General features: G+C 49.1%; 3 protein-coding genes and 1 pseudogene. All 4 read left to right on the top strand.

Features of this window, described 5'->3' with window-relative positions; all coding sequences use genetic code 11:
- Window positions 1-157: 157 nt before the first annotated feature.
- Window positions 158-547 (top strand): annotated as a pseudogene (locus H7A81_RS25940) (substrate-binding domain-containing protein); the annotation flags it as partial.
- Between the two features lie 304 nt (window positions 548-851).
- Window positions 852-1847, top strand: coding sequence for a galactose/glucose ABC transporter substrate-binding protein MglB (gene mglB / locus H7A81_RS25935; protein ID WP_182059186.1), 996 nt, complete (start codon window positions 852-854; stop codon window positions 1845-1847).
- A 70-nt stretch (window positions 1848-1917) separates the two neighbouring features.
- A complete protein-coding gene (gene mglA, locus H7A81_RS25930) occupies window positions 1918-3438 on the top strand; it encodes a galactose/methyl galactoside ABC transporter ATP-binding protein MglA (RefSeq protein WP_034824907.1) in 1521 nt (506 codons plus the stop codon).
- 18 nt (window positions 3439-3456) lie between these two features.
- Window positions 3457-4467, top strand: coding sequence for a galactose/methyl galactoside ABC transporter permease MglC (mglC, locus tag H7A81_RS25925; RefSeq protein ID WP_182059185.1), 1011 nt, complete (start codon window positions 3457-3459; stop codon window positions 4465-4467).
- Window positions 4468-4609: the final 142 nt, after the last annotated feature.

The raw sequence follows: 4609 nt of genomic DNA, 5'->3' as shown, positions 1-4609 counted from the left end.
ATAGTAGAGATATAAAGCAAGAAATTTAGTAAGTTAATAAAAGTTGAATGTATATATGGATAAGGATAAATATATTTTTTTTTTTTAAGACGGAAGGAGGCATGCGATTTTTTAAGGTGTAACTGGAGTTCAGAGTTGGTCTTTTGAGATCTAGGGAAAACCGGAGTTGCAGGGCGGGGAAGCGGCGATGGTGGAGTTATTGGGCCGTAACCTGCATTTAACCGCCATATTCTCCTACTGTGACGGTATGGCCGCCGGTGCGCTGACCGCATTGAAAGATAATGGCATTCAGGTGCCACAGCACTTCTCCGTCATCGGCTTTGATGATATTCCCATCTCGCGTTACACCGATCCGCAATTAACGACTGTACGTTATCCTATTGTTTCTATGGCTAAATTAGCCACGGAGTTGGCCTTGAAAGGCGCAGCGGGCGAACTCGATCCCGACGCCACACACTGCTTTATGCCGACTCTGGTACGCCGCCATTCGGTCGCTCAGCGGCAAATTGTGGAGTCGGTCACTAATTCGGGCGATAGCGCTGTGTAACCGTTTCCAATCTGTGATTACATTCACAGTTAATTAACATGGCGCTCACTATGATGGCAGCGTCTTACCGGACTGAAACATCATGTAACGCCGGGTTCTCCTTCTCCGGTCAGGTTTCAGTAGCCGATTGAAATAGTTCACAACACTCTTCAGGAAGCGTTTACGTACAGGGAAGTCAGGATAGCGATGGTGGCCCGGCTTTGCGTTACGCGTCCGCCCCATAAATGAGTTTGAACCGACTGCGCTGGTTGCCCGCAGGCAGCACAGCGCGATGATATGCCCTACATAAAAAACCGGAGATACCATGAATAAGAAGGTTTTCACGCTCACAGCACTGGTTGCCAGCATGATGTTTGGTGCAACTGCGCACGCCGCCGATACCCGCATTGGCGTGACAATTTATAAATACGACGACAACTTTATGTCTATGGTTCGCAAGGATATCGACAGCGAAGCCAAAAAACTGGGCGGCATCCAACTGCTGATGAATGACTCGCAGAACAGCCAGTCCACCCAGAACGACCAGATTGACGTACTGATGGCCAAAGGCGTGAAAGCGCTGGCAATCAACCTGGTTGACCCTGCTGCTGCGGCAGTGGTGATCGACAAAGCGAAAGCGAATGATGTGCCAGTGGTGTTCTTCAACAAAGAGCCGAATGCCAAAGTGCTGGCCAGCTACCCGAAAGCCTACTACGTGGGTACCGACTCTAAAGAGTCAGGCATCATCCAGGCCAAACTGATTGAGAAGCACTGGAAAGCCACCCCAGCCTGGGATCTGAATAAAGATGGTCAGATTCAGTTTGCTCTGCTGAAAGGTGAGCCGGGCCACCCGGATGCTGAAGCACGTACCAAATACGTGATCGAAACCCTGAACACCGATGGCATGAAAACTCAGCAGCTGGCGATGGATACCGCGATGTGGGACACCGCACAGGCAAAAGACAAAGTTGACGCCTGGCTGTCTGGCCCGAACGGCAACAAAATTGAAGTGATCATCGCGAACAACGATGCGATGGCAATGGGCGCAGTAGAAGCCCTGAAAGCGCACAACAAAACCAGCATTCCTGTGTTTGGTGTGGATGCGCTGCCAGAAGCGCTGGCACTGGTGAAATCCGGTGCGATGGCCGGTACCGTGCTGAACGATGCGGAAAACCAGGCGAAAGCCACCATTGATATCGCGAAGAACCTGGCCGATGGCAAAGAGCCAACCGCCGGTACTAACTTCAAGATGGAAAACAAAATCGTACGTGTTCCTTACGTACCAGTAGATAAAGAAAACCTGTCTCAGTTTGTGAAGTAATACGTACCGGGCGCGGCAGCACGCCGCGCCTTATTGCATCTGACCCACGTTTTATTTAGCCAGGTAAATTATGGCCAGTGAGAATCCGACCGCACAGCGTGAATATCTGCTGGAGATGACGAATGTCTCGAAATCATTTCCAGGGGTGAAAGCCTTAGATAATGTGAATTTGAAAGTGCGGCCGCACTCCGTCCATGCCTTAATGGGCGAAAACGGCGCCGGAAAATCCACATTATTAAAATGCCTGTTTGGTATTTATAAAAAGGATACGGGGAGCATCCTGTTTCAGGGTGAAGAAATTGATTATAAAAGTTCCAAAGAAGCGCTGGAAAATGGCGTTTCAATGGTGCATCAGGAATTAAACCTGGTTTTACAACGCAACGTGATGGATAACATGTGGCTTGGCCGCTATCCACGTAAAGGCGTGTTTGTTGATCAGGATAAAATGTATCGCGATACCAAAGCGATCTTTGACGAATTAGATATTGATATCGATCCACGCGATAAAGTGGCTAATCTGTCTGTTTCGCAAATGCAGATGATTGAAATTGCCAAGGCATTTTCCTATGACGCGAAAATCGTCATCATGGATGAGCCAACATCGTCGCTGACCGAAAAAGAAGTGAATCACTTGTTCACGATTATCCGTAAGCTGAAAGATCGTGGCTGCGGCATCGTGTATATCTCACACAAGATGGAAGAGATCTTCCAGCTGTGTGATGAAATCACAATTCTTCGCGATGGACAGTGGATTGCTACTCAGCCGCTGGAAGGGCTGGATATGGATAAGATCATCGCCATGATGGTCGGTCGTTCACTGAACCAGCGTTTCCCGGATAAGACCAACGTGCCGGGCGAAACCATTCTTGAGGTGCGCCATTTAACCTCGCTGCGTCAGCCGTCGATTCGCGATATTTCCTTCGACCTGCGCAAAGGTGAGATTTTAGGCATTGCCGGATTGGTGGGCGCTAAACGTACTGACATCGTCGAGACGCTGTTTGGTATTCGCGAAAAGTCAGGCGGCACCATAAAGCTGCACGGTAAAGCGATTAATAACCACAGTGCCAATGAAGCGATTAACCACGGTTTTGCGCTGGTGACGGAAGAGCGTCGTTCAACCGGGATTTATGCTTATCTGGATATTGGTTTTAACTCGCTTATTTCCAATATTAAAAAATACAAATCCAGCATGGGCTTGCTTGATAATAAGCGCATGAAGAGTGATACCCAGTGGGTGATTGATTCAATGCGCGTGAAAACGCCAGGTCATCATACGCAAATTGGTTCGCTTTCCGGTGGTAACCAGCAGAAGGTTATTATCGGTCGCTGGTTATTAACCCAGCCGGAAATTCTGATGCTGGATGAACCGACGCGCGGTATTGACGTTGGTGCTAAGTTCGAAATTTATCAGTTAATTTCTGAGTTGGCGAAGAAAGAGAAGGGCATCATTATTATCTCTTCTGAAATGCCAGAATTGCTGGGAATTACCGATCGTATTTTAGTGATGAGTAATGGCCTGGTAGCGGGCATTGTCGAGACCAAAACGACCTCGCAGAATGAAATCCTGCGTTTAGCGTCATTACACCTTTAATGAAGCAAGGGCTTTAACATGAAAGCGACTACTAAAAAGAATGCGCTAACCTGGTTAAAAGAGGGCGGCATTTACGTTGTCCTGTTGGTACTGCTGGCAATTATTATTTTCCAGGATCCGACGTTTTTAAGTTTGATGAACCTGAGTAACATTCTGACCCAGTCTTCAGTGCGTATTATTATTGCACTGGGCGTGGCCGGATTGATCGTGACGCAGGGTACTGACCTGTCAGCCGGGCGCCAGGTCGGCCTGGCCGCGGTGGTTGCGGCGACCTTGCTGCAATCCATGGATAACGCCAATAAGGTGTTCCCACACCTCGATACCGTGCCAATTCCACTGGTGATTCTGACCGTGTGCATTATCGGTGGTGTGATTGGCCTGGTGAATGGCGTGATCATCGCTTATCTGAAAGTGACGCCATTTATCACCACGTTGGGCACCATGATTATCGTTTACGGCATTAACTCGCTGTATTACGACTTTGTTGGCGCATCACCGGTGGCGGGTTTTGACGCAGGGTTCTCTACCTTTGCTCAAGGTTTCTTCCGCTTCGGAGATTTCAAGCTCTCGTTCATCACTTTCTACGCCATCATTGCGATTATCTTCGTGTGGATTCTGTGGAACAAGACGCGCTTCGGTAAGAACATCTTTGCCATCGGCGGTAACCCGGAAGCCGCTCGTGTTTCAGGCGTTAACGTGCCGCTGAACCTGATTCTGGTGTATGCGCTGTCAGGTGTGTTTTACGCCTTCGGCGGGATGCTGGAAGCGGGCCGCATCGGCAGTGCCACCAACAACCTCGGCTTTATGTATGAGCTGGATGCGATTGCGGCCTGTGTGGTCGGCGGCGTGTCATTTGCGGGTGGTGTGGGTACAGTTGCGGGCGTGGTGACCGGTGTGATCATCTTCACCGTTATCAACTACGGTTTGACCTACATCGGCGTGAACCCTTACTGGCAGTATATTATCAAGGGCGGCATTATCATCTTCGCTGTAGCCCTGGATTCACTGAAGTACGCACGTAAAAAATAAGACTGACACACAGCAACACATCACTGCAAAGGCTGCCATTTTATTAATGGTGGCCTTTTTTATTTGTGCAAACTGTTAAGGGCTAAGGGCTAAGGGCTAAGGGCTAAGGGCTAAGGGCTAAGGGCTAAGGGCGGGTGCGGTG

The sequence above is a fragment of the Pantoea sp. ME81 genome (genome assembly GCF_903970985.1).
Taxonomy (GTDB): Bacteria; Pseudomonadota; Gammaproteobacteria; order Enterobacterales; family Enterobacteriaceae; genus Pantoea; species Pantoea communis.
Note: the sequence above shows the minus strand (reverse complement) of the source record. Positions and strands in the feature narration are given on the sequence as shown.

Coding starts and splice junctions, on each gene's coding strand:
- mglB (WP_182059186.1), top strand. CDS start 852: ATGAATAAGAAGGTTTTCACGCTCACAGCACTGGTTGCCAGCATGATG.
- mglA (WP_034824907.1), top strand. CDS start 1,918: ATGGCCAGTGAGAATCCGACCGCACAGCGTGAATATCTGCTGGAGATG.
- mglC (WP_182059185.1), top strand. CDS start 3,457: ATGAAAGCGACTACTAAAAAGAATGCGCTAACCTGGTTAAAAGAGGGC.